Source organism: Nocardia sp. NPDC057440 (genome assembly GCF_042802915.1).
Taxonomy (GTDB): Bacteria; Actinomycetota; Actinomycetes; order Mycobacteriales; family Mycobacteriaceae; genus Nocardia.
Genome location: NZ_JBHVDF010000010.1, coordinates 193964 through 216940, shown reverse-complemented (window position 1 = coordinate 216940; position 22977 = coordinate 193964). Strand labels below are relative to the sequence as shown.

The 22977-nt window shown below is 67.7% G+C and carries 18 protein-coding genes and 1 pseudogene; 7 read left to right on the top strand and 12 right to left on the bottom strand.

What is annotated here, in order from left to right; all coding sequences use genetic code 11:
* Positions 1–331 precede the first annotated feature (331 nt).
* The gene (locus tag ACFU4Z_RS22020) at positions 332–856 is read left to right on the top strand and encodes a hypothetical protein (protein ID WP_379065811.1); all 525 of its coding nucleotides are present in this window, start codon (positions 332–334) and stop codon (positions 854–856) included.
* Between the two features lie 266 nt (positions 857–1122).
* Here ACFU4Z_RS22020 and ACFU4Z_RS22015 read toward each other — a convergent pair whose 3' ends face one another.
* Both ACFU4Z_RS22015 and ACFU4Z_RS22010 read right to left on the bottom strand, forming a co-directional pair.
* Positions 1123–2784 carry a hypothetical protein gene (locus ACFU4Z_RS22015; RefSeq protein WP_379065808.1) on the bottom strand — a complete coding sequence of 554 codons (1662 nt, stop codon included), beginning with the start codon at positions 2782–2784 and terminating at the stop codon, positions 1123–1125.
* Entirely contained in the window at positions 2781–3110 is a 330-nt protein-coding gene (locus tag ACFU4Z_RS22010) for a type VII secretion target (protein WP_379065806.1), read from the bottom strand. The genes ACFU4Z_RS22015 and ACFU4Z_RS22010 overlap by 4 nt, the downstream gene beginning before the upstream one ends.
* Positions 3111–3332: 222 nt before the next feature.
* On the opposite strand from ACFU4Z_RS22010, the gene ACFU4Z_RS22005 reads away from it, so the two are divergent.
* The 4 genes and pseudogenes from ACFU4Z_RS22005 to ACFU4Z_RS21990 all read left to right on the top strand — a co-directional run bounded on the left by ACFU4Z_RS22005 (position 3333) and on the right by ACFU4Z_RS21990 (position 8550).
* Positions 3333–4337 (top strand): NAD-dependent epimerase/dehydratase family protein, encoded by a 1005-nt coding sequence (locus ACFU4Z_RS22005; protein ID WP_379065804.1) that lies wholly within the window; start codon positions 3333–3335, stop codon positions 4335–4337.
* A gap of 45 nt (positions 4338–4382) precedes the next feature.
* Positions 4383–5391: pseudogene (locus ACFU4Z_RS22000) on the top strand (Rv2578c family radical SAM protein).
* A gap of 142 nt (positions 5392–5533) precedes the next feature.
* A complete protein-coding gene (locus tag ACFU4Z_RS21995) occupies positions 5534–7471 on the top strand; it encodes a 2-oxoacid:acceptor oxidoreductase subunit alpha (protein ID WP_379065802.1) in 1938 nt (645 codons plus the stop codon).
* Entirely contained in the window at positions 7468–8550 is a 1083-nt protein-coding gene (locus ACFU4Z_RS21990) for a 2-oxoacid:ferredoxin oxidoreductase subunit beta (RefSeq protein WP_379065800.1), read from the top strand. Before ACFU4Z_RS21995 ends, ACFU4Z_RS21990 begins: the two co-directional genes overlap by 4 nt.
* 19 nt (positions 8551–8569) lie before the next feature.
* Here the strand turns inward: ACFU4Z_RS21990 and ACFU4Z_RS21985 are convergent, their stop codons facing one another.
* The 3 genes from ACFU4Z_RS21985 to hisS all read right to left on the bottom strand — a co-directional run bounded on the left by ACFU4Z_RS21985 (position 8570) and on the right by hisS (position 11742).
* Entirely contained in the window at positions 8570–9568 is a 999-nt protein-coding gene (locus ACFU4Z_RS21985) for a malate dehydrogenase (protein ID WP_379065798.1), read from the bottom strand.
* A gap of 197 nt (positions 9569–9765) precedes the next feature.
* Complete coding sequence (locus ACFU4Z_RS21980; RefSeq protein ID WP_379065796.1) at positions 9766–10422, bottom strand: hypothetical protein; 657 nt, start codon at positions 10420–10422, stop codon at positions 9766–9768.
* 42 nt (positions 10423–10464) lie between these two features.
* The gene (gene hisS / locus ACFU4Z_RS21975; RefSeq protein WP_379065794.1) at positions 10465–11742 is read right to left on the bottom strand and encodes a histidine--tRNA ligase; all 1278 of its coding nucleotides are present in this window, start codon (positions 11740–11742) and stop codon (positions 10465–10467) included.
* A 355-nt stretch (positions 11743–12097) separates the two neighbouring features.
* On the opposite strand from hisS, the gene ACFU4Z_RS21970 reads away from it, so the two are divergent.
* Positions 12098–12985, top strand: a complete 888-nt coding sequence (locus ACFU4Z_RS21970) for a peptidylprolyl isomerase (RefSeq protein ID WP_379065792.1) — start codon at positions 12098–12100, stop codon at positions 12983–12985.
* Positions 12986–13383: 398 nt separating this feature from the next.
* The gene (locus tag ACFU4Z_RS21965; protein ID WP_379065790.1) at positions 13384–13938 is read left to right on the top strand and encodes a hypothetical protein; all 555 of its coding nucleotides are present in this window, start codon (positions 13384–13386) and stop codon (positions 13936–13938) included.
* Positions 13939–14019: 81 nt separating this feature from the next.
* Here the strand turns inward: ACFU4Z_RS21965 and ACFU4Z_RS21960 are convergent, their stop codons facing one another.
* The 7 genes from ACFU4Z_RS21960 to ACFU4Z_RS21930 form a co-directional block, all read right to left on the bottom strand.
* The gene (locus tag ACFU4Z_RS21960; protein ID WP_379065788.1) at positions 14020–14406 is read right to left on the bottom strand and encodes a DUF4913 domain-containing protein; all 387 of its coding nucleotides are present in this window, start codon (positions 14404–14406) and stop codon (positions 14020–14022) included.
* Positions 14403–16229, bottom strand: a complete 1827-nt coding sequence (locus ACFU4Z_RS21955; protein ID WP_379065786.1) for a type IV secretory system conjugative DNA transfer family protein — start codon at positions 16227–16229, stop codon at positions 14403–14405. The genes ACFU4Z_RS21960 and ACFU4Z_RS21955 overlap by 4 nt, the downstream gene beginning before the upstream one ends.
* A 43-nt stretch (positions 16230–16272) precedes the next feature.
* Positions 16273–16839, bottom strand: a complete 567-nt coding sequence (locus ACFU4Z_RS21950) for a hypothetical protein (protein WP_379065784.1) — start codon at positions 16837–16839, stop codon at positions 16273–16275.
* A 101-nt stretch (positions 16840–16940) separates the two neighbouring features.
* Positions 16941–18626, bottom strand: a complete 1686-nt coding sequence (locus ACFU4Z_RS21945; protein ID WP_379065782.1) for a peptidoglycan DD-metalloendopeptidase family protein — start codon at positions 18624–18626, stop codon at positions 16941–16943.
* A gap of 91 nt (positions 18627–18717) precedes the next feature.
* Complete coding sequence (locus ACFU4Z_RS21940) at positions 18718–19026, bottom strand: transposase (RefSeq protein ID WP_379065780.1); 309 nt, start codon at positions 19024–19026, stop codon at positions 18718–18720.
* A gap of 61 nt (positions 19027–19087) precedes the next feature.
* Positions 19088–21478 (bottom strand): hypothetical protein, encoded by a 2391-nt coding sequence (locus ACFU4Z_RS21935; protein ID WP_379065778.1) that lies wholly within the window; start codon positions 21476–21478, stop codon positions 19088–19090.
* Positions 21479–21485: 7 nt separating this feature from the next.
* Positions 21486–22976 (bottom strand): SCO6880 family protein, encoded by a 1491-nt coding sequence (locus ACFU4Z_RS21930; protein WP_379065983.1) that lies wholly within the window; start codon positions 22974–22976, stop codon positions 21486–21488.
* Position 22977: the final 1 nt, after the last annotated feature.

Below are 22977 nucleotides of genomic sequence, written 5' to 3'. Positions count from 1 at the left end.
TGGTGTCGAAATCGATCCGCGCCGGGCATCCCGCGTCATGTCACCCTTCGCGACCACGAGCGTCTACGACCCGCCGCGCGCCCGTCGATCCCCTGTACGCAAGGGGCGGGCCGGCTGAGGTTCGTCTCTGGACCTTGTTCGGCCGATATCCTCGGCAGGCCTCGGTCCAGGCCTTTCATCACACTCCAACCCTCCGTCGGGTAAGCGCCGGAGGGTGCGTATCTATGCTGGATAGGTTGATCGACGTCGCGCTGCGCGGGAATCGCTCGGAACCCGCGCAGCGCGATGTTCAATGGCAGATGTCCTGTGGCGCACAGTAGATGGGGATTTCATGCGGAGAACGAAGTCGGCACTGATGGTTCTTGTAGTGGCGCTCGCAGGCAGCTGGGGCACAGCCTCCGCCGACCCCGCGCCCGACGCGCCATCACCCGCGGCGCCTGCCGTCGCCCTGCTCACGCTGACGACCATGCCCAGTGGCTGGCAGAGCCGCATCGACCTGCGCCCGGCGCTGGAGGTGTACCCCGACGGCCGCGCGATCAAGACGCCGGACGCCACGGCCGCCGATCGGGTCCCCTCTACGCCGCCGCAACGACTGAACGGGACGGTCTCGCCGGATGTGCTGAACGCGGCGCTTGCCGAGATCAGGGCATTGGCGACGCTGGATCTCGGCATACCGAACGCCACCGATCAGGGCACCCAGATCATCGATGTCATGCCGCAGCAGCCGGACCAGGACGTGCACGTGATCCTGTACGCGCCGGAGCTCACCGAGGGCCTGACGACCGAGCAGCAGGCCGCCCGGCGGCAATTCGCCGACCTCTACCGCAAACTGCTGGAGTCCTTCGTGCAGGGTTGATCGCGGCACACGACGCTACCGGCCTCCCCGATTCTCGCGGCGGAGGCCGGTAGCGTTTCCGATGGCACACGAGTCTCCAGCCGGGCGACAGCGTGCGAGCGATCGTCGAATTCCGCTACGACACAGGCAAACTGCCGCATAACAGACGCAGTCAGAGCAACGCACCCTCACCTGGTTTCGGTCGGCCACCCAGCTCGTCGACAACCGTGCCTACCTCCCGCGGCCGGGAGGTAGGCACGATCGCGAGATGCCGTACCGGCGCTGGCTCAGAACTGATCCTGTTCATAGTCGGAGCTGACCATCTCGTCCGAATGCGTCGCACCGATGACGTCCGGCGTGGACTCACCGAGCGGTCCCGTGAGGTCGTCGTTGCCGGTGCGGCTCTGGTACGGGTCCACGTTGCGCGAGTGTTCCTCGTTGTCGTTGCCGCGCTGCCCGCCCGCGGCGGGAGCGCCGCCGCCCATGAAGCTGGAGTTGCCTGCTCCGGCGGGGGTGGTGCTCAGGCCGGAACCGAGCGACGAACCCGGCATACCCGCGACCGGCCGAAGCGCGGGCGGCATCGTGGCACCGGGCAAACCACCCGCCCGCGGCGTCGAGGGTGAGCTCGGGCTGCCCGGTGAGCCAGAACGGCTCGGACTGCCGGAGCGGCTCGGCGAACCGATCGCACCGCCCGGTGAGCCCGTTCCGCTCGGCGAACTCGGATTCGCCGAGGCCGGATTCGTCGAGGCGCCCAGACCTGAACCGCCTGTGTCGAGCGCGCTGGCCGCTTTGGTGCCGGTGTCCTGCGCGACTTCCTGGGCCTGAGCCATGATCGGCTCACCGATGTTCTGCATCACCGCTTGCGCCACTTCTTGCGGCTGCGGCAACCCGCCCGGTGCGATCAGCTGGTTCACCAGGCCGGTCAGCTCGGCCGTCTTGCCCGCCAGGTCGCCGCGGGTCATATTGGCAACGCCCACCGCTTGCCCGAGATGCTCGGTGGCGGTGGCGATCAGCGAAGCCTGCGCGGGCGGGGTCAGGATCAGCGGCGCGAGCGCGGCGGCCTGGGTGGCGAACGAGGTCGCGATCCCGGTCAGCTGCACGTTGCCCTGCTGCACCACCGCGGCGGCCTTCGTGGTCAGATCGGAGATGTCGAAGCCGCGCTGGCTGGTGTCCTGGCCCTCGGTGTTCGCCTCCTGGCCCGCGACCTGCGCATTGCGCGCGGCCTGCCCTTGCCACAGCTGGTCGACGGTCGCCATGCTGCCCTTGCCTACCTGCATCGCCGATTCGATGACCTTGGAAGACTCGGCCAGAATCTTGGTCGGGTCGATGGCGCCGAGGATGCCGGTGCCGAAACTGCCGAGCAGATCGAGGATCGGTTTGAACAGCATGTCGACGCCGGGCAGCGCGGGCAAGGACAATCCGCTCATCAATGCCGCGACCGGATCGGCGGGCAGTGCAGGCAGTGCGGCTATGTCCGGCACCGCCGCGGCAGCCGGAGTTGCGGCGGCCGCCGCACCGGCGCCACCGCCGAGCGCGCCCTGCGCCTGACCGAGCACGCCCTGCGCCGCGCCGAGGACGGGCGCCGCCGCGTGACCTATCGCCGCGTGGGCGCTGTCGAGCATGGTCGACACGTCCGACGGAATGCCGGCGAGAATATCGTTCGGGTCGGCTGCCGGATTGCCGGACAGGCCCGGCATCCCGGCCGGTGCGGCGCCGAGGGTCTGCGAGTCTTCGCTGATCTTGCGCGCGAGGTAGAACTCGGGCGCCTCGATCGGCGGCATGTCGGCGGGCAACTGCCCCAACGGCACGTCGATCAGGCCCGGTGACGGCGTGCTCTGCGCGGCGTTGATCGCCGACTGCTGTGCCGCGGCCGCGGTGTGGTCGACCGCGCTCGCGGTGTGGTCGGCGGGCGCGATGACACCCGAATTCGCCGTGTCCAGCGGCTTCATACCGCGCCGCCGATCTGGTTGCCGAGCGACGCCATCGAGCCCGCGTTGCCGAGATCGGTGCTGTTGATGGTGGCGACCGTGTTGAAGGTTGCCTCCGACAACTTGGCGTACTTCCCCGAGAGATCATTGATATCCCTGGCCTGCAACACCTGCGCGGCGGCGAACGCCACCAGATAGTCGGCGCCGATCAATCCGAAGACTGGCGTCATCGCGGCGACATTGCCGACCGCGTCCAAATTGCCCGCCCCCGCGATCTCGCCGGCGATCCCGGCATTCGTCGCGGCGAACGCCGCAACCCCTTCGGTATCCATCGAGAAATCACTCATCGAGCTGCCCCCCAATCATCCATCGTGAACATCAGTTTCGCGCACTTGGCTCGGTCATCCGTCAACTCCCTGCCCGAGCGGCAATGCCGCTCGGATGGGCTCAATATAGCGGACCCTACCGGCAAGTTTCGAGCCCAACAGGCCCCCTGAAACGAACCGATCGCCGCCGGGAAGGAACTGAAACGTGTTGCAAATTAGAACAAGTTCTATATTCTCGGTGCCATGAAGGTCGCAGTGACCGGCGCAGCCGGCTACCTTGGCACGAACCTGCTCAGCCTGCTCGTCGGGCGCGGGCACGAAGTCGTCGCCATCGACCGCGTGGTCCCCGAGGGCCCCGCGGATCCCGGCGTCACCTGGATGTCGGGCAACGTGCTGGATCCGGATTCGATGCGCACCGTGCTCGCGGGCGCGGAGATCGTGTACCACCTGGTCGCCGTGATCACCCTGGCCGAGAAAAACGACTTGGCGTGGAAGGTGAACACCGAAGGCGTCCGCGTAGTCGCCGAGGCCGCGCTCGACCTCGGCGTGCGCCGGATGGTGCATGCCAGCTCCATCCACGCCTTCGATCAGTACAGCTGCGGCGGCCGCATCGACGAGAGCTCACCGCGCTCCACCACGGACGGCCTGCCCGTCTATGACCGCTCCAAATGGGCGGGTGAGGTCGAACTGCGCAAGGTGATCGACAAGGGTCTCGACGCGGTGATCTGCAATCCCACCGGCGTGTTCGGCCCGGTCGACCACAGCACCCCGCTCTCGCGCATCAACCGCACCCTCAAGGACGCCGCGCGCGGGCGGGTACCCGCGATGATCGGCGGCGGCTTCGACCTCGTCGACGTGCGCGACGTGGCACAAGGCCTGGTCCTGGCCTCCGAACGCGGGCGCACCGGCGAGAACTATCTGCTCGGCGGATCGATGATCTCGATGCTCGACCTGTGCCGCCTCGCCGCGCGCCACGGCGGCAAAAAGGGCCCGAAGTTCACCATCCCGCCCCGCCTCGTCGGTGGCCTCATTCCGGTCCTGGAGCCGATCGGCAAGATGCTCGGCACCGACATCATGTCGCGTGCCGCACTCGGCGCACTGCTCTCGGCGCCCGTCGTCGACCACGACAAAGCGACGCGGGAAATCGACTACCAACCGCGCCCCATCGACGAAACCGTGCGCGATCTGGTGACCTTCTTCGCCGATCCGACCCAGCTGACGCCGCCCGACACCAGGCAGATCGCCTGACCCTCGCGGCTTGACAGGCATTAGAACGCATGTTCGACTGAAGGGGTGCGGTGGCAAAGCCAAACCCTGGACGCCGACGACGGCGCCTTGCCCGGTCTGGACCGGGCCGGGTTCGTGCGCACCGTGCAAACACCGGAATTCGAAGGCATAACCTTTCACGAGGTGCTGTGCAAAAGCGCACTGAACAAGATGCCCGAGGGCGCGAACCTGCCGTTCCATTGGACGATCAATCCGATGCGCGGTTGCTCGCACGCCTGCCGTTATTGCTTCGCGCGCGGCACGCACGAGTATCTGGAACTCGACGCGGGCCGCGATTTCGATTCGCAGATCGTGGTGAAGACCAATATCGCCGCGGTGCTGCGCAAGGAACTCGGTAGACGATCCTGGCATCAGGAACCGGTCGCGCTCGGCACCAATACCGACCCTTATCAACGCGCCGAGGGCCGATATCGATTGATGCCCGGAATCATTCGGGCACTCACCGATTCCGGCACGCCGTTCTCCATCCTGACCAAGGGCACCCTACTGCGCCGCGATCTGCCGCTGCTCACGCTGGCGGCGCGCCAGGTTCGGGTGAGTGTGGCGGTGTCCATCGCGATCCTCGACATCGATCTGCACCGCAGTCTCGAGACGGGTACGCCCCCGAAGGCGCGCCTGGACCTGGTGCGCGCACTGGCCGACGCCGGATTCGACGTGAATGTCATGGTGGCGCCGGTGATTCCGTACCTCACCGACAGCAAGGCCCACCTCGACGAGCTGTTCGGCGAGATCGCCGCGGCGGGAGCCGCTTCGGCCATCGCGTTCCCGATGCACCTGCGCGGCAGCACCCGCGGCTGGTTCCTCGGCTGGCTGGCCGAAGCCCACCCGGCGCTGCTGCGCCGCTACCGGCAGCTGTACGGCCGCGGCGCCTACGTCACGCCCGAGTACTCGACATGGCGAACGCACCCGGCCACTGCTGCAACAGCACGGCCTGAGCCGCGAACAACCTCCGCAACCGCAGGCGCCGCCGCAACGCCCGCCCATGGCCGACGAACAACTGTCGCTGTTCGCCTGAGCGCCATTCTCCTCGAGCACCTGGTCACCATGGCCGCACCGAACAATTCTCAACGGACCGCGCGCTTCACGTTCAATCGCCTGCGCAGCGGAGTAGGTTGGCCAATGGCACCCTCTCACCGACGAGGAAGTGAAGCAGGCATATGGTTTCGCACCAAAATGATGTCGGCACAGCGAAATTGGAAAAGGTCGTAATTCGGTTCGCCGGGGACTCCGGGGACGGAATGCAGCTCACCGGTGACCGTTTCACGCACGAAGCGGCCGCATTCGGCAACGACCTCGCCACCCAGCCCAACTTCCCCGCGGAGATTCGCGCGCCACAGGGCACGCTGCCGGGCGTTTCGTCCTTCCAGATCCAGATCGCCGACCACGACATCTTCACCGCGGGCGACCAGCCCGACGTGCTGGTGGCGATGAACCCTGCGGCCTTGAAGGCCAATGTAGAGGACCTGCCGCGCGGCGCCACCGTTATCGTGAACACCGACGAGTTCACCAAACGCACCCTCGCCAAGGTCGGCTACGCCACCGACCCCCTCGATGACGACTCCCTGTCGGACTTCGTCGTGCACCGGGTTCCGATGACCTCGCTGACCCTGGGCGCCACCGAGTCCACCGGCGTCGGCAAGAAAGACGGCCAGCGCGCGAAGAACATGTTCGCGCTCGGGCTGATCTCCTGGATGTACGGCCGCCCGATCGACGGCACCGAGCGGTTCGTCCGGGAGAAGTTCGCCGCCACACCCGACATCACCCAGGCGAACCTGCTCGCACTGCGCGCGGGCTGGAACTACGGCGAGACCACCGAGGCCTTCGCCACCACCTACGAGGTCGCCCCCGCGGCGCTGCCGCCGGGCACCTACCGGCAGATCACCGGCAACACCGCACTCGCCTACGGACTGGTGACCGCCGGGCAGCTGGCCGGCCTGCCCGTCTTCCTCGGCACCTACCCGATCACGCCCGCCTCGGACATCCTGCACGAGCTGAGCAAGCACAAGAACTTCGACGTCACCACCTTCCAGGCCGAGGACGAGATCGCCGGTATCGGCGCCGCGCTCGGCGCCGCGCTGGGCGGCGCCCTCGGCGTCACCAGCACCTCCGGCCCTGGATTGGCGCTCAAGAGCGAAACTGTCGGACTGGCGGTGATGACCGAACTGCCGCTGGTGGTCATCGATGTGCAACGCGGCGGCCCGTCCACCGGGCTGCCGACCAAGACCGAGCAGGCCGACCTGCTGCAGGCGCTCTACGGCCGCAACGGTGAATCCCCCGTCGCGGTGCTCGCGCCCCGCTCCCCCGCCGACTGTTTCGCGACGGCCGTGGAAGCCGCGCGGATCGCGCTCACCTACCGCACGCCGGTGCTGCTGCTCTCCGACGGGGCCATCGCCAACGGCTCCGAGCCGTGGTCGATTCCGAACGTGTCCGAGCTGGCGCCGATCGATCCGGCGTTCGAGCCGGACGCCGAGGAGGAGGGCGGTTTCCAGCCTTACGCCCGCGACCCCGGCACCCTCGCCCGGCCGCTTGCTGTGCCGGGCACCAAGGGGCGCGCCCACCGGATCGGCGGACTCGAAAAGGCGGACGGCAGCGGCAATATCTCCTACGAACCGGCCAACCACGAGCTGATGGTGCGCCTACGCCAGGCCAAGATCGAGGCGATCGCCGTTCCCGATGTCGAGGTCGACGATCCCGACGGGCGCGCCGAACTGCTGTTGCTCGGCTGGGGCAGTTCGTTCGGGCCGATCGGTGAGGCGTGTCGCCGGGCCCGCCGTCGCGGCGTCCCGGTCGCACAGGCGCACCTACGGCATCTGAATCCGTTGCCCGCCAACCTCGGCGAGGTGCTGCGCCGATATCGCACCGTCGTCACGCCGGAGATGAACGGCGGCCAGCTGGCGATGCTGCTGCGCGCGAAGTATCTGGTGGACGTGCAGCCCTGGACCAAGATCGCGGGCACCGCGTTCTCCGCCCAGGAGCTCGTCGGGGTGATCGATGCCGCGCTGGACGGCTCGATCGAGGAGATGGAAACCGACAAGGCCTTCGCCGCGCGAGCGCAGGCCACCTACCGCGCCACTAGCACCGGGGGCAACGAATGACCATCATGGAAACCTCGCTTGTCGGAACAGATCTGGGCCTGACCGGTCGGTCCGGCGTGCCGGCCGCCGACGGTCCGCAGAAGGTGAAGGAATTCACCTCCGATCAGGAGGTCCGCTGGTGCCCCGGCTGCGGCGACTACGTGATCCTGGCGACCGTACGCAGTTTCCTGGCCGAACTCGGGTTGCGCAGGGAGAACCTGATGTTCGTTTCCGGTATCGGCTGCTCCAGCCGCTTCCCCTACTACCTGGAGGCCTACGGCATTCACTCCATCCACGGCCGCGCACCCGCCATCGCCACCGGTCTCGCGGTGACGCGTCCCGATTTGTCGGTGTGGGTGGTCACCGGTGACGGTGACGCGCTGTCCATCGGCGGCAACCACCTCATCCACGCGCTGCGACGCAACGTGAACATGACGATCCTGCTGTTCAACAATCGGATTTACGGCCTCACCAAGGGCCAGTACTCTCCGACCTCGGAACCGGGCAAGATCACCAAATCCACCCCGATGGGGTCGGTGGACCACCCGTTCAACACACTGTCGGTCGCGCTCGGCGCGGAGGCCGGATTCGCCGCGCGCGCATTGGATTCCGACCGCCCCGGCCTCACCGAGGTATTGCGCGCCGCCGCCGAGCATCGCGGCACCTCGTTCGTCGAAATCCTGCAGGACTGCCCCATTTTCAACGACGGGTCCTTCGATGTACTGCGCCGCGGCGACGCCGAATCCCGGCTGATCCCGCTGCGGCACGGCGAGCCGATCCGCTTCGGCGCCGACGGCGAGTTCGCGGTGGTCCGCAACGGTTTCGCGCTCGAAGTGGCCGACACCGACGCCGTCGCGGAGTCCGACATCGTCGTGCACGATGCCTACACCGACAACCCCGAATACGCCTACGCCCTCTCCCGCCTCTCCGACCAGGACCTCGGCCACGTGGTCACCGGCATCTTCCGCGCCGTCACCCGTCCCACCTACGACGACGGCGTCCGCGCCCAGGCCGCGATAGCCCGCGAACGCAAACCAGTGGATCAGGATTCGCTGCAATCGCTGCTCAACGGCTCCGAGACCTGGACCATCGGCGAGTAGCGGACCAGCTCGGCAGGCGTCAGGCGCGCTTGGCGAAGCCGAGGTCGATGACCGCGTCGCGTTCCTGCTCGAGCTCGGCGACACTGGCGTCGATGCGGGCGCGGGAGAAATCGTCGAGGTCGAGGCGCGGCACGATGGTGTACTCGCCGTCAGTACAGGTGACCGGGAACGAGCTGATGACGCCCTCGGGCACACCGTAGGAGCCGTCCGACGGGACGGCCATGGACGTCCATTCACCGTCCGGGGTGCCCAGAATCCAGTCGTGGATGTGGTCGATGGCGGCGCTGGCCGCACTGGCTGCCGACGAGGCGCCGCGAGCCTGGATGATCGCCGTGCCGCGCTGCTGCACAGTGGGGATGAATTCCTCACGCAACCAGGCCCCATCATCGATGAGGTCGAGAGCGCGCCGACCGCCGACGGTGGCGTGGGTGATGTCCGGGTACTGGGTGGCCGAGTGATTGCCCCAGATCGCGACGCGGGCGATGTCGGATCCTGACGCGCCGGTCTTCTTGGCCAACTGCGCGATCGCCCGATTGTGGTCGAGCCGGGTCATTGCCGTGAAGCGCTCGGCGGGCACGTCGGGGGCGTTGCTCATCGCGATGAACGCGTTGGTGTTGGCCGGATTGCCGACCACGAGCACCTTCACGTCGTCGGCGGCGCTGGCATTGATGGCCGCACCCTGATCGGTGAAGATCGGCCCGTTGGCGTTCAGCAGATCCGAGCGCTCCATCCCGGCAGTCCGCGGTCGCGCGCCGACCAGCAACGCCACATTCGCGCTCTCGAATCCCACCCACGGGTCATCGCTGATGTCGATCGATTCCAGCAGCGGGAACGCGCCGTCCTCCAGTTCCATCGCCACGCCTTCCAGCGAAGCGACGGCGGCCGGAATCTCCAGCAATCGCAGCCGCACCGGCGTATCCGCCCCGACCATCGCCCCGGACGCGATCCGGAACAGCAGACCATAGGCGATCTGCCCCGCAGCTCCGGTAACAGCGACAGTGACGGGCGCGGTGCTCACGACGAACTCCTTGCGGTAGGCGGACACTCGACCCCACCATATCGAGTCTCACCGCTCCCGAACCCAGGTGGTGAGCTACCAGACAGTTGCCCTGCCGAGGCTCTGGGCGCCCTCGTCTGGTTCACCCTCCGCAATTCTCACCGCGGTCGGACAGGGGGTGCGAACGACGCCCCGGACTTCGCGGGAGCCGGCACCGGTCAGCACAACGCCGCGACCTCGGCGTCGGTCAGCACGATCGGCGACACATAGTCCTTCTCCCGCGCCGTCTGCACGGCCCGATACAGCGGCCGTTCCTCGAGCCCCGCGTCGCGCGCCTCGGCGCGGAGCTGGTGGACCAGCATCGACGAAACCGCAACGGCCGCAGCCAATGGGCACGAGGTAAGGGCGTCGGCCAGTTTGCGAAGGCCGATCAGGTGTAGTTCGCGGCCGCTGCCCGTGTCGGTGTACATCGCCAACGGAATGATCTGTGTGTCCGCTCCCGCGGTCACCCGCAGCACGATGCGGCTGAGCCGGGCCGGGAAGACGAGAATCTCGACACCGGTCGCGGCTGCGATGTCGACGCGCCGCGCACCGAACAGTCGCCGCGCGTGAATCGTGGTCCCGGCCAGCCACATTCGCCGCCGCCGCAACGCCATCGCGTACCCGACGGTGGGCGCGCCGACGACAAAGCCGATCAGCACCGCGATCGGCCAGCTCACCAGCAATGCCGCCAGCAGCGCGGCGCCGACCCCGACCCCGACCGCGGCGAGAGCCAGTCGGCGCAGCATGGGCGCATACGTCTCCGGCGCGACCAGGTCGAGTCCGACCGGTGAAGCAGGCTGAGAATCCCCAGGATTCGACGGTTCTACGGTCACGGCAGCACATTCGTACGGGTGGCGGTGTACCCGGGCACCGTACTACTCGGAGCGCGCGAGCGCGGCCGCGACGGCGGTAACCGTCTCGTCCAATGGGATCTGGCGTTGATCACCGGTCGCCATGTCCTTCAGGCCGATCGTGCCTTCGGCCAGGTCGCGGTCGCCGAGAACCAGGGTGAGCTTCGCCCCGGACTTGTCGGCCGCCTTCATCGCGCCCTTCACCCCGCGCCCGCCGTAGGCCAGATCCACCCGGATGCCCGCGGCCCGCAACTGCGCGGACAGCACCACGAGGCGCTGTTTGGCGGCGTCACCCAGCGGCACCCCGAAGACCTCGCAGCGCGCCGGATCGCCCACCGACTTGCCCTCGGCGGCCAGCGCGAGCACGGTGCGGTCGACCCCGAGACCGAAGCCGATGCCCGACAGCGGTTGACCACCGAGCTCGGCCATCAGGCCGTCATAGCGACCGCCGCCGCCGATGCCGGACTGCGCGCCGAGACCGTCGTGCACGAATTCGAAGGTCGTCTTCGTGTAGTAGTCGAGGCCGCGGACCATGCGCGGATTCACCACGTACGGCACACCGAGCGCGTCGAGGTACCCGAGCACCTGCTCGAAGTGCGTCTTCGCCGATTCCGACAGGTGATCGATCATCAGCGGTGCGTTCGCGGTCAGCTCCCGCACCTCGGGGCGCTTGTCGTCGAGCACCCGCAGCGGGTTGATCTGCGCCCGCCGTTTGGTCTCCTCGTCGAGCGGAAGCTTCAACAAGAACTCCTGGAGCAGCTCCCGGTACTGCGGGCGGCAGGTCTCGTCGCCGAGCGAGGTGATATCGAGCCGGAAGCCCGCCAAGCCGAGCGCGCGGAATCCGGCATCGGCGACCGCGATCACCTCGGCGTCCAGCGCCGGATCGTCGACGCCGATCGCCTCGACGCCGACCTGCTGCAGCTGCCGGTAGCGGCCCGCCTGCGGCCGCTCGTACCGGAAGAACGGTCCCGCGTAGACGAGCTTCACCGGCAATTGGCCGCGATCGAGGCTGTGCTCGATCACCGCGCGCATCACACCGGCGGTGCCTTCGGGCCGCAGCGTCACGCTGCGGTCGCTGCGATCGGAGAAGGTGAACATTTCTTTGCTCACCACATCGGTCGACTCGCCGACACCGCGAGCGAATAGTTCGGTGTCTTCGAAGACCGGCAGCTCTACATGCCCGTACCCAGCAAGGCGGGCGGCGCGAATGAGGCCATCGCGCACCGCGACGAACTCGGCCGAGCCGGGTGGCATGTAATCCGGTACCCCCTTCGGGGCGGAGAAGCTGCTGGTCTTGGTCACGATTGTCCAGTTTCCACCACCACCGCCCGTCAAGTCCAACCGGTTAGCCTCGCGCGTCCCTGACATGATCGACTCCGGTCGCCCGCGCCCGGCTCGCCATTCTGGGCGGACTTCGTCCGGCGTGGCAGAACTACACACCACGGGACGGTTCAACCTTCAGCGGAGACGCCGGAACGCTGGACGGCAGCGGCGCACTCTCGCGCACGACACTCCCGTCACATGCGGTCGAGCCAAAGCGCTTCGTGGCCGCCGGAATGCTGACGGTATGGTGACCGCATGAACACACGCATGCTGCGGAATCGCCGCATTTCGTGTGTTCTATTCCGGAAGTAACGGATACGGGAGGAACGTGGTAGTGCCGAGCAACGAACAGCGGCGAGCAGCGGCGAAACGCAAGCTGGAACGCCAGCTCGCCAACCGGGCCGATCGGGCGCGCAAGCGCAAGCAACTCGCGATCGCCGGGTCCGTGCTCGGCGTCGTCGTCGCGGTCGCGGCCGTCACCGGCGTCTATTTCCTGACCCGTGGCGACGACAGCGAGAACAACGCCGCCTCCGAGACCAAGGACGCCTCGCTCTCGGCCGCGGCGCCGCCGGCCGCGCAGGCCAAGCCGGCCTCAGTGAACTGCACCTACCGCGACGGCCAGCGGCCCGCGGACAAGCCGGTGAACAAGCCGCGCACCGAGGGCATCCGGACCGATGGCCCCAACGCCAAGTTGAGCGTCAGCATGGAAACCAGCCAGGGCCCCATCGGCCTCACGCTGAACAACGCCGAGTCGCCCTGCACCGTGAACAGTTTCGCGAGCCTGGCCGGCCAGGGCTACTTCGACGGCACCGACTGCCACCGCATGACCGCGGGCGAAGGCCTGAAGGTGCTGCAATGCGGTGACCCGACCGGCACCGGAATGGGCGGTCCCGGTTACGAATTCGCCAACGAGTACCCGACCGATCAGTACGCGCCCGGCGATCCGGCCGCAGAATCGCAGCCGGTCGCCTACAAGCGCGGCGTACTCGCGATGGCCAATGCGGGCCCCGGCCCCGATGGCGGCGGCACCAACGGCAGCCAGTTCTTCATCGTCTATGGCGATTCCGAACTGCCGCCGCAGTACACCATTTTCGGCACCGTCGACCAGGACGGCCTCGCGACGCTGGACAAGATCGCCAAGGGCGGTCAGGACAACGCGAACGGCCCCGGCGACGGCAAGCCGAAGCTTCCCGTGACCATCTCCTCGATGCGCCTCGACTGAGGCATCCGAACCGTCGCAGGCTCTAGTCCACTGCCCCTCGGCGGTGGACTAGAGCAAGCCAGGGTAGGCGACCCTAATCCTCCGGTAAGGGTGGGCTAAAACAGGAGATCCTCCGGCGCTTTGCGCTACGTGCCGGAATTGTGCGATATATGCTGTTAAGCGGCACGCCCGTACGGATGTGTCGAGCTTTCTCGGGTAATCTCGAAACAAGGAGTTCCCGTAGCGTAGTCGAACCCCTGAAACAGGGTGGCCCCCTTCAGGGAATGCCACGCCACGAGCGCTCTTGGTGTCCGCGTTTGCAGGCGGGGCAGCGTCCAACGGACTACAGTTCGCGTGGCGGTGTCCGTGACGAAGCACCACAACATCCATAGTGATCACTGCAGCATCGGGGAGCAGCCATGTCCGAGGAACTGGACGACATCGGCCGGGAAACCGCGGCCATGGTAAGGACTATGTTGCAGCTCGCGACGCTGGTCGCGCTGCGGGCCCGTGAGCGTGGCCAAAAAGAAGCCGAAGCGCGCGTCAAGGTCACCGAGACTCGCAACAAGGAAGCCAGAGAACTTCAGATTCGTGAGGCCCGCGACGCCAAGGCCAAGGATCCGCGCAACCTGGAACTGGCCAGAATGGTCGAGAAGACGGTGCCCGCCAAGGGAATCTCCTTGGAGAAGGACCGATTCGCGGCGCAGGCCGAGGCCAGCCGCATGGCGGCCACCGCCTCCGCCGCGGCCAAGCCGCTCGTCAGGTACGACTCCGCCGAACGGCGCACGGCCATCGCGGCCCATCTCGCCAGGATCGGCGTGTCACCGGAGTTGGCCGCAGTACGGATGCTCATCGAGGTCGGGCAGGCGCTGCCGCCGGAGGAAGCGGTCCGCGTCCGCAATGAAGAAGCCCGGGCGACCGCGGCCAGAGGCCGGGAGCAGGAATCCCGCGGCCTGGAGCGTGTCCGGCAGTAGGTTATGAGAAAACGCCCGCTGATCCAGCGGGCGTTTCGTCATTCCGCGGACCGGTATGTCCGCTGCGCCTTCAGGATTCGCTCACATTCGGAAATCACCGACTGTCGGATCACCGAACATCCCCTGGGCCGGGGACTTCAGCGGTAGCGGACTCAACATGTCCTTGTGGCCGTTGCGCACGCTGCAGTACTTGAACGGCCCACGGGGATCGAACAGTTTCGTCATATGCGGGTCGGCATGATCAAGGAACCACACGCTCAGCCCGGTGCTCGGCTGCAGCCGGTAGTGCTCCCACGCCCGCCACAACGCATCCAGCCGCGCCACCGCCTCGGCATGCTTCCACCATTCGGGGCACCACACCGTTTCACTGATGTCGGTCACCTGGCGGCGGTAGACGAGACTCAGATAGTTCTCGACGAATTCCACCACGCTGGTGTGAATCATCGGCTGTTGCTGCTGTTCGGTCACAGCGGCCGGACCTCCTCGGATTGGCCGTATTCAGGTGGTGGAGTGACCTTGGTCAGCGAAGGCGAGCCGATCAGGTCGATGATTTCGGTCTTGCGCCCCGGGAGATGGTGCTCGATCGACTTCTTCACGTCGGCAGAGTACTCGCCCTCCCACCAGGGCACGGTGCGGACCAGCACCGCGGGCTGACCGGAGGTGAAGACGACCGCGCGGCCCTGCGGCAGGGTCGCCAACCCGTGCGCGGTGAACGTCTTCGACGAGCCGAGCGAGCGCGAATAACTCTTGCCGCCTTTGGATTCGGAGACCGACGAGGACACGGCATCATATTCGCCGATCGCCTCGGAGCGGTCCCGCAAGAAATTCATATCGTCCACACCGGGACCGAGGACCTTGACGTTGGCCGCCGACCACAGCGCGAGCATGCCTGCGTCTCCCCAGCAACGCGCACCTTGGGCCCAGGACTGCAGCACCGTCATCACCACGATGCCGCGCGACCCGAAGTGGCTGTACTGCTTGGGCAAATCCTTCCAGCGCACGACGTTGGCCGCCTCATCGAGCACCGCGAGCATCGGAATAGGCAGGCGACCGCCCGGCGAGAGCGACGCCTTGCGCATGGCCACGTCGATGACAGCCTCGGTGAGCGCACTCACCAGTGGCGCCGCGGAGCCGCGACCCTCCAGCGAGAGGCTGTAGAGGGTGCCGTTGCCCTCGATGAAGGCGAGTTCGTCGAACTGCTCTCTATTGTCGCCGGGCAGGATCCAAGAGTGCACGTTCGACAGCTGCAGACACCGGATCATCTTCTTCGCGGTACCGAAAATGCCGCTCTTGGTTCGCGGATCGGCGTTGTACTGCATGGCCAGACCCGAGGCCGTGTAGTGCTTGCTGGCATTGCGCAGCAGCTCGATGGGCTCCGAGTCACCGGGATTGGTCACCCAGTCCCACACCTGCACGATCGGCAGGCCGCCGAACGCCGCGGCCAGGAACAGACCGGCCAGCAGATCTTCGGCCTCCGGGTCGAAGAACACATCCGACTTGTTGGCGTCCGAACCGTTGTCGGCGTCGGCGAAGTGCCCGGCCAGTCGCGCGGCCCGCATTTCGGCGCCGTCGTGGTGGGCATCCACCCAGGACAGCGGATCCCAGTACCACGTCGGCGCCTCGCCTGCCACGCCCTGCGGGTCGAAGACGAATGTCGGACTTCCCTTGGCCTTGCGCACATCCCGGGTCGCGTCCACCACGTCCCGCTTGTTGGAGGTGGCAAGGACAGGACCGATCGCGGTCAGGATCGCCGGGATAACCCGTGAGGTCGACTTGCCCTGCCGTGGGCCCCAGATATCCAGGTGCAGATCCTCGTAGGACCCGTAGAGCATCACCCCGTCGGCGACACCGATGCCGATCGGCACACCGGGCGCGTCGTTGTAACCGAGACGCACACCGAGCGTTTCGGCCTTGGCCCGCACGCCTGCCTCGGTGAGCGAGGCGATGGCGCTGCCGTTGCCCATCACGTCGGCCTTGTCGTCGATGGCCAGGCGTCCTTTGCCCTGGCGCTTCTTCAGCTGTTTGCGCACGTAGAGGTAGACCAGCAAGAGCGCGATCACCAGCAGCACGAGCACCGTGGATGCCCGTGGCCAGTGCAGTTTGCCGCGCGCGAGGTCGGCGACGATGGCGATCGGATTGATCGGGATGTCCTGGCGGGTGACCGCCATCGCGTTGCCGAGATGCAGTGCGATCCACAGGGTCCCGAGGATCGCGAAACCGGCGTAGATCATGTACAGGGTGACATCGGGTCCGGCCACGGCCGGATCCAGCACCTTCTTCTTCTTCGCCATGTCTGCCTCCTGTCGGGACCGTGCGGTGTGGTCTGCGCTGGGATCAGCGGTACGCGTCGAGCCGCCAGCCGTCCGAGGTGCGGACGACGGTGGCGATGGCCGTGGCGGGCGGCAGCTTTTCCTTGCGCCCGTTCGGGTAGACGACCGTCTGCTCGATGCCGATCTTGAATTGTTGGATATTCGGGTCCGGGCCTGCCGGCGGCTTGTCCCCTGACGCGAAGGTGAACGCCTCCACGCGCGCCTTCGCCTTGGCCCACTCCGCCCACTGCAGTGTCGCCTTCGGCGTCTCCAGCCCGGTCGGCGCGCTGTCCAGCATCCGAATCATGCTGGGGCCCAGCCATTTCCTGGCCCGGGTCAACGAGGCGCCCTGATCTTCGATGGCAGGCTGCCAGGTATAGATCTCCTTCAGCGCTGCCACCGCGACACCATCCGGCGTCACCGGGTCTGGTGCGGGCGCCTCCTCCAGCAATCTGGTTGTGGACGTGGGTGGGTGTGACGCACCGGAATCCACGTCGCCACCAGCTCCGCGACCGCAGGCGGCACCAAGCATCGCGACGCTCACCACCAGCATCACCACCAGTATCGCGCGGGCTTTCGCTTTGTCATTCAAGACTAATCGGTCATTCAAGGCTAACCGCCGTGATTGATGCGTGGGCGCTCCGACAGCCTCCGGCGCTTCGGCGTGTTCACTCCCCCTGTTGGTCGCGCTGCTCACAGTACCCTCCTGGCTCGCGCGTCGCCGGGCACCGCGACCTCGGTCACGCCACCGCGCGAGCGCGCCTCCGCACCTGGCACCGACTGGATCATTCGTCCATTGCCGGAATAGATTCCGACCTGCGCTGGACCCCGTGGGCCGAAGGCACTGAACACCAGATCACCCGGCGCCAGCTTGCCCATCGCCACCTCGACACCCGCCTCCCACTGCTGTTCGGCGGTCCGCGGCAATGTCACGGTCCCGGAGGAGGCCGCGAACACCGCCGCCGAAGTCAAGCCGGGCCCGTCCAGGCCGCCACCGCTCGGTCCCTGTGGACCACCGCCGCCCCATACATACGGCTGACCGAGCCATTCGTGCGCGGCCTCGACGATGTTCTCCCCGCTGGACCCGTCCTTCGGCGTGAAGCGACCGAGCGAACCCGGCGCACGGTACTGCGGCTCCATCGCGAGGATGTTCGCGACGTAGGGCCTGGTCTCGGAGTAGTGCGCTGCCACCTGATTCGGCATGCCGCCGGAGGCGAGCACCGCGCCCTCACCGGCGTTGTAGGCGGCCAGGGTCAACGCGGTGATGTCGCCGTGCACGCGCCCCTGGGCCTGCCAGGCCATGATCTTGTGCGCGATGGCGCACATATAGCGGCCCTGACCGATGATCGCATCGCCGTCGTCCCACACGCTGGCAATGCCGTTGCCGTCGGCGTCGACGATATACGGGCGGCCATCGTCGGGGTTCGTGCTCGCCGCGGTGCCCGGCAGGAACTGCGCGAGGCCCTGCGCACCGGCCGGCGAGTTCGCGCCGCGCTGGAATCCGGACTCCTGCCTGCCCTGCGCGGCCAACAGCGACGGGGTGATCTGCGGGCACAGCGAACCCGCGCGGCGATACCAGATTTCGAGCTCAGGGGGCACTTTACCCGCGGCCAGCGCGCCACCGGCGGTGCCGAAGCCGCGGCTGCACCGTGGATCGTTCGAAAACGCCCGCGCACCACCGACATCCGGCGTCGGTGCGCCGTCGAGCCATGGCATCGGGTCGATCTGCCGACCGCCGGTGAAGCGGCCGCCGGGCACGATCTCGAAATGCAGATGCGGACCACTGGATTCACCCGCCGAGCCCACCTGAGCGATCGGCTGGCCCGCGGTCACCGTCTCGCCGACGCGCACGTGCACACCGCTGTCCCACATGTGGCCGTACACCGCCGAATACGAACGGCCGTTGGTGTCGACCGAGTCGACGACGATCCAGTTGCCGAAACCCGATGCGGGACCGGCCGCCACGACGCGCCCCTCGGACACCGAGTAGATCGTGGTGCCGTCGGTGGCGGCCAGGTCGATGCCGAGATGGGCGCCGCCGCGCGCACCGAACACATCGGACACGGTGAAGGTGCCCACCGCCAGTGGCAACGTGCGACGGATCGGCCCGCTACCAGCCGCGAGCGACGGCGTCCCGGTCGCGGCCGGGTTCGTCTGCGTCACGGAAGGATTCGTCGCCGTGGAGGTGCCGATCGAGGCCGCGGCGCGGGGATCGCCCGGCGCGGAACCACCCAGCGGCGGCAGCGCGGTCTGCGACGGCCCGAGCACCGAGTAACCCTCGCAGTCGTCGTCCACCGCGGGCATCACGATCACCACGACGAGGGTCATCAGCGCCAGCACCGCGCCGAGGGCAAACCATAGGATCGAACGGCCGGTCACCGCGACTCCCGCACAGCCGGATTCGACACCCGTCGAGGTGGATCCGGCACTACCTGCGCAGACCGCAGCGGGACCCGCACGCAGGGGCAGGTCACCGTCGGCGCCTGGATTCGTTGAGGGTATCGGCGAGGGTGCGATTCATTTCGGCGGCCGCGGCCAATTGCTGTTGCAGCAGTGCCACTTTACGGCGCAGCGCGGTCGCGTCCAGCCGTTCCAAGCCCGGTCCTTCGGCAGCGCGCACCCAGTTGCGCACCGAATTCGTGTGCACGCCGATCTGTTCGGCGACCACCCTGCATGCCTCCGATTCGCTGCGCAGCTTGCCTGTCAACGCCATGACCTGCTCCACCGCGGCATTGCGCACCTCCGGCGACACTCTCCGATAGGACCGATGCGGCATCATGCGGCCCACCTCCCGCTCACACGCACAGGTCTGCACCATCTCGCGGCCATCGCACCAACTCTCATGCGGCACTCCCGCTCGGCGAATTCGAGCCACGCGTGGTGGATTCGGTGAACTCACTGAACCGCTGGTTGGTGTCGTGGATTCCACTTTCCTTCTCCGAGAGGGTGAACTCCATATGGAAGGGGATGCCGGGCCGACGATCCTCACCGATTTTCAGGAGGAACTTGCCGGTGCCCGGTGGTGACGGCCGTTGCTGGCCGGGCTTGAGCGCCTCGCCCGTCAGCGCCTGCGGCGCCGACCATCCGGTCACCATCTCCTCCTCGGCGGACGTGAAGGGAATGGTGCTGTCGAGGCGTTTGATCTCTTCACCGGGCAGCGCGCCGAAAATCTTGGCGCGCGCCCGCTCCAGGAAACCCAGCGCCTTGGCAATCGCCGCTTCCGATCCGAGTGCTTGCAGGTCCTTGATGGTGTGGCTGATCATGATCAGCGCGGTACCGATACCGCGCTGCAGGCGGGTGAGCTCGTCGACCCGATCGATCATGAAGTCGCCGAGGCCGAGCACCTGCCACAGCTCGTCCATCACCACCTGGAAGTAGCGCTGCGAGCCGAGTTCGGCGTCGGCGAGCACGTGCGCGGCCTCCACCGAGGCGAATCCGTCCGCCCAACAGGCCAGCATCACGGCAGCCTTGAGCTTTTTGTCGCCGGTCGGGATGTGCGAGACATCGATGCAGACCGCGACCGCGCCGGTGTCGATCGGCACAGTGGTCTGGCCGTTGAAGATCGCGCCGAACGGGCCCTGGGTGAGCGCACGCAGGGAACGGCGCAGACCTTTGATCGAGACCTGGTACTCGTCGGGGTTGTCCGCGCCGGCGTCGAGCATCAATTCCTCACCGCCACCGACGATCACCTCGAGCAGGTTCTCCATGATGGGCGGCTGGTCGGGGGTGTAGCCGCTGCCCGGCCGGTAGAGCACGCGCAGCGCGGTGGAGATCAGTGTCTCCTCGTAGTCGCGCACCCGCGCGCCGCGCACCAACTCGACCAGACCCGCGACCAACGTCACCTGCCTGGCCCGCAGATCCTGCAGCACCTGGGTCTGCAACGCAGGCAGCGCGTCCAGCCGCGGCACCACCGAACCGAGCACGCCCGCAGCGAGCGGATTGAGTTTGCCGTGCCCGTAGCCGAGGTCGATCACCTGGCCGCCGACCAGTTCCACCATCTTGCGGTAGTCCGGTTTCACATCGGCGAGAATGAGCGGAGTGATGCCCTGCGCGATGCCGCCGAGCACGATCCGGCGCACCAGCGAGGACTTGCCGAAACCATTGAGCCCCAGGACGAAAAGGCTCGGTGCGGTGATGAAGCTGCCGCGCATGAACCAGTTCATCGGATCGAAGCACACCGGCGCGCCGGTGTGCAGGTGCGATCCGAGCGGGGTGCCGATCAGCGGCGCGCCCGCGCCCACCGACCACGGCCACAGGCCAGCGACCTGGGCGGTGGTAGCCCGGTATTCGACCGGGCGGCCGACCACGTTCATGCGGCCGCCGCCCGGACCTGCGTAGCCGCGATCAGTGAGTTGCGCAGTGCTGCGGTCGAATCCGTCCTCGAAGGTCTGCTCGGCGCGGGCGGCGTAATTGCGGCGTCGGATCTCGTCGGTGCGCAAACGGAAGGTCGCCCACGCCGCGCGCAGCCCTGTCTGCTCGCGGCTGATCCCCTCCAGCCTGGTCCTGGTGACATCGTCGAGCAGCTGCGGACCGGACTGCTTGCGCTTGTCCGCCTTCAGCTTCGCCCGCTCCATCTGTGGCGTGCCCATCGCACGGTCGGCGACCCGGTCGGCCTTGACCGGTCGTGGCACACCGCGTCCGACCCGCTCGCCCCTGGCGCCTGCGCGATCCGCCGCTGCGCCGGTCCGCTGGGACGGCACCGGCCGATTGCCGCGCACCGGACGTTCGCCCTCGCGCGGGCGCGGCGGCCTGCCCTCGGCACGATCCGCGGAAGTGCGCTCGCCACGTCCGTTCTCCGCATGGGGCCGATCGGCGCGCACGCGATCGGTGTGCGCCCGCTCGGGACGGGCGCCGTCGGCGCGACCGGCTCCGGCCCTGGCGCGACGCTCGGCCGCCTCCCGTGCCGAACGCCGTTCCCGATCGGCTGTTTCCTCCAGGCCCGACCGATCGTCGCCGGTCACCCGCGCCGCGTCCCGTGCGGGGCGACGCGGACGGTCGGGCATTTCCTCCAAGCCGTTGCGTTCGCCGCCGTGTTGTGGAGCGCCATCGCCGCCACGCGGCCTCGCGCCATCCGCACCGCGCCCGCGCGCGGTATCCCCGGCAGGACGCTGCTGGGGCGCATCGACCGCGGGCCGGTGCGCCCAGTCGTGCTCCCCTTCCGGCCGCCGCGCGCCGCGGCGAGCCGGCGTCCCGTCCCGTTCCCGTACGGGTGGCTCGTAGTCACGTGCCATGAATCGCTCACCCCGCAAGTGCTTTCGGAATTGTCGCGTGTTCCGGCAGGATCACACCACAGCCGAGCGAGGCCGCGAAAGCCGCCGACTGATAGCGGTAACACCGTCGGATCTTCAGCCGCGCCTGCGTGGACAGGTCGCGCGTGATGGCTTCGATGCGCGGCAGATCGCCGCGCAGTGGCTCGGTGATGGTCACCAACGCTCCGAAGCGGGTCACACCGTGACCCCTGGCTTGCTCCTCGCGGGCCTGCTGGGTGGCCCCGACCCGCAGGGTGGCGGCCGCCGAGACGACCCCACGTTCGCTCTGCTGAGCGACGAGTGCGTTCTTGAAATCGTCGTCCACGATCTCGGCGGCGTCGGCGGCCGAGTGCGGACGATAGACGATGGCGATGCGTTTGCGCGGCACTTCGGGATTCGGCGCGAGCAGCCGCTGCAACACGCGCTCGTCCACCGCGCCTTCGGGGGCGGCGTCCATCTCCCAGGTGACCGAGCGGCCACCGTCGTGCACCAGGTGATCCCACTTCTCGTCGTGCGACACCGGCCCGGCGTCGGCCCAATCCAGGCCGTGCCCTTCGGGTTCGCCCGCCGCGACCTCGAGGTCGGCCTGCGAGGCAGGGTCGTAGCTGCGCCGGATGAACGAGATGACTTCGTCGGCCGACATCGGCTGTGCCCGCACACCGGCCTCGGCCAGCGCGGCGCAGATGCCGGGCAGCCTGCGGCCGATCTCGACCGCCTCTTCGGCCGGGTTCTTGCGGCGCTCGGCAGTAGTGGCCTTGAAAGTGATCGCCACCCGTGGCAGCAGCTGCACCCGCTCCTGCGGCAGCTCGGTGGCCAGCTCGTACATCACCTGCTGGGCGAGCTCCGGCGCATCGGGCCTGGTGATGGTGGAAACCTCGGTGAGCAAACGGTTTCCGGTCTCCGGCACGGTGTCGATGACCGGGACGACGGCGACGATGTCACTGGTCTGCCCCACCGAGGCGAGGAAGGTACCCCACGCCGACACCCAGCGGTCGATGACCGGCTGGTCGACCGCCTCGTGGCCCTGCGGCCAGGCGCGTAGCACCACCGTGTACTGCGCGAACTGCGGTAGGTGGATCATGCCGAAGCTGTAGCCACCCGCGTCGATGCCCTCATACAACTTCGAGGGTGCGAGCAGCCCGGGCAGCCGGGTGACGCCACCGGGAATCCGGGAGAAACGGCCACCGCGGTACACGTGCTCGCCACGCTTACGCGAGCGCATCCAGTTGAACATCATTATTCCGTTCTCGTAGCCGGAGCGGCCCCCCGTCCGCCACACCAGTGGAACCATCACGACAACGCCGGTGCCGCCCACGATCAGACCCCATGTGAACCCGCCGACCATGGCGCAGATCAGGGCCGTGATCACGACGACGAAGCCGAGCACGGTCTCCTCCCAGCGCAGGCCGAAAAGGCCTGCGCTGCGAGGTTTCTGCCACAGTCCGTACGCGCGGCGCTCGTAGGTATCGCTCGTCGTCATC

Coding starts and splice junctions, on each gene's coding strand:
- ACFU4Z_RS22010 (WP_379065806.1), bottom strand. CDS start 3,110: ATGAGTGATTTCTCGATGGATACCGAAGGGGTTGCGGCGTTCGCCGCG.
- ACFU4Z_RS22015 (WP_379065808.1), bottom strand. CDS start 2,784: ATGAAGCCGCTGGACACGGCGAATTCGGGTGTCATCGCGCCCGCCGAC.
- ACFU4Z_RS21995 (WP_379065802.1), top strand. CDS start 5,534: ATGGTTTCGCACCAAAATGATGTCGGCACAGCGAAATTGGAAAAGGTC.
- ACFU4Z_RS21940 (WP_379065780.1), bottom strand. CDS start 19,026: ATGATGCCGCATCGGTCCTATCGGAGAGTGTCGCCGGAGGTGCGCAAT.
- ACFU4Z_RS21930 (WP_379065983.1), bottom strand. CDS start 22,976: ATGACGACGAGCGATACCTACGAGCGCCGCGCGTACGGACTGTGGCAG.
- ACFU4Z_RS21990 (WP_379065800.1), top strand. CDS start 7,468: ATGACCATCATGGAAACCTCGCTTGTCGGAACAGATCTGGGCCTGACC.
- ACFU4Z_RS21955 (WP_379065786.1), bottom strand. CDS start 16,229: ATGGCGAAGAAGAAGAAGGTGCTGGATCCGGCCGTGGCCGGACCCGAT.
- ACFU4Z_RS21935 (WP_379065778.1), bottom strand. CDS start 21,478: ATGGCACGTGACTACGAGCCACCCGTACGGGAACGGGACGGGACGCCG.
- ACFU4Z_RS22020 (WP_379065811.1), top strand. CDS start 332: ATGCGGAGAACGAAGTCGGCACTGATGGTTCTTGTAGTGGCGCTCGCA.
- ACFU4Z_RS22005 (WP_379065804.1), top strand. CDS start 3,333: ATGAAGGTCGCAGTGACCGGCGCAGCCGGCTACCTTGGCACGAACCTG.
- ACFU4Z_RS21965 (WP_379065790.1), top strand. CDS start 13,384: ATGTCCGAGGAACTGGACGACATCGGCCGGGAAACCGCGGCCATGGTA.